This window comes from Microbacterium sp. P2_F9 (assembly GCF_056403635.1).
In genome coordinates, this window is sequence record NZ_JBFUFC010000377.1 from 1 (window position 1) to 1640 (window position 1640).

At 68.6% G+C, this 1640-nt stretch carries 3 protein-coding genes; all 3 read right to left on the reverse strand.

Features of this window, described 5'->3' with window-relative positions:
* Window positions 1-759: magnesium chelatase domain-containing protein (locus AC1DVT_RS20145; RefSeq protein WP_477391161.1), on the reverse strand; the 759-nt coding region annotated here is incomplete at its 3' end.
* Entirely contained in the window at window positions 756-1118 is a 363-nt protein-coding gene (locus AC1DVT_RS20150) for a YraN family protein (RefSeq protein WP_477391162.1), read from the reverse strand. The genes AC1DVT_RS20150 and AC1DVT_RS20145, both read right to left, overlap by 4 nt.
* Before the next feature lie 117 nt (window positions 1119-1235).
* Window positions 1236-1559: a DUF2469 family protein gene (locus AC1DVT_RS20155; protein WP_477391164.1), complete on the reverse strand. Its 324-nt coding sequence runs from the start codon at window positions 1557-1559 to the stop codon at window positions 1236-1238.
* Window positions 1560-1640 lie beyond the last annotated feature (81 nt).

The following is a 1640-nucleotide window of genomic DNA, read 5'->3' on the forward strand; positions in this document are numbered from 1 at the left end:
GATTGTGGCTGCCGTCAGCGCCGCCGGTTCGTCGAGCGKAGGGAGGATGCCGGGAAGGCGCCGCGCGAGCATTGTCTTGCCCGCTCCCGGCGGTCCGCACATCAGGAGGTGATGACCACCAGCGGCCGCCACGACGAGCGCATCGACGGCCTCGCGCTGACCGATGACCTCGGCGAGCTCCGGGATCGGAAGCGGCGTCGTCGCCGTCTCGGGAGGCAGGATCGGGTCTTGGACGATCGCAGCGACGCGGGCCCCGTGCCAGCGCGCGACCTCGGCGAGGTTGACGGCGCCGAGCACGGTGACACCCTCGACCAGCTCCGCCTCGGCGGTGTTCGCCTGTGGCACGACGACGCGGGTGATGCCCTCGCGCGCCGCCGCGACGACAGCGGGGAGGATGCCGGGGACCGGCCTGAGCCTTCCGTCGAGCCCGAGCTCGCCCAAGTGGACGGTCGACGCGAGGGACGCGGCATCCATCTCCACCTCCGTCGCGAGCGAGGCGATGGCGATCGCGAGATCGAAGCCCGATCCCTGCTTGGGCAGGCTCGCCGGCGAGAGGTTGATCGTCAGGCGGCGCCGCGGGAGCGACAGCCCGCTGTTGGCGCAGGCATTGTGGACGCGCCTGGCCGCCTCGCCGAGCGCTTTGTCGGCGAGGCCGATGATCTTGAGCTCGGGGGTCTGATTCGAAAGATCGGCTTCGACTTCGACCAGCGCGCCCTCGACACCGAGGAGGGCGACCGACCACGTGCGCGCGACGGTCATACGATGCCGGCCAGGTGCTCGAGCGGCGCCGAAGCCGGGTCCGCTCCGATCAGCCCGATCGCATCGATGCGCAGCCGTCTGCCCTGCGCGTGCTCGGGATGAGCCGCGATCCACGCCATCGCCAGCCGCCAGAGGCGCGCCTTCTTCTGCTCGGTGAGCGCCTCGAACGGGTGTCCGAAGCTCTCGGTGCTGCGGGTCTTGACCTCGACCACGATGAGCTCTCGGGCGGTCGCGACGACGAGGTCGAGCTCTCCCCCGCGCGCCCGCCAATTGCGATCGAGCACCTCGAAGCCGAGTGTCTCGAAGTGTCGGGCGGCACGCTGCTCGCCCGCCCGTCCCAGCACGTCCTTGTCAGCCATGAAGGCATGCTGTCGCGCGCACCGCGGGCGCGACGAGGTCAACGGCGCATCAGTGGATCACCCCGAACCGGTGCCTATCGGGGAGGAACGGGTGAAGACCTGGACCGCCGACAGCGCTCAGCTGTCGAGCGAGAGCTCCTCGGGGAGGTGGAAGTCGCGACGCGAGAGCTCCTCGACGTTCACGTCCTTGAACGTGAGCACGCGCACCGACTTCACGAACCGGTCGGCGCGGTAGATGTCCCACACCCACACATCGGTCATCGAGATCTCGAAGTAGAAGTCGTGCTCGGTGTCGCGCCGAACGACGTTGACCTCGTTCGAGAGGTAGAACCGGCGCTCGGTCTCGATCACATATTGGAACTGCGAGACGACGTCGCGGTACTCGCGGTAGAGCGCCAGTTCCAGTTCGCGGTCGTAGTCCTCGAAGACTTCGTCATCCATGGTGCTTCCATCTTACGGTCGCGCGCTGTGGCGCGACCGCGCAGTCCGGCTCAGAAGAGGGTCGGGGCATCGGTGATCGAC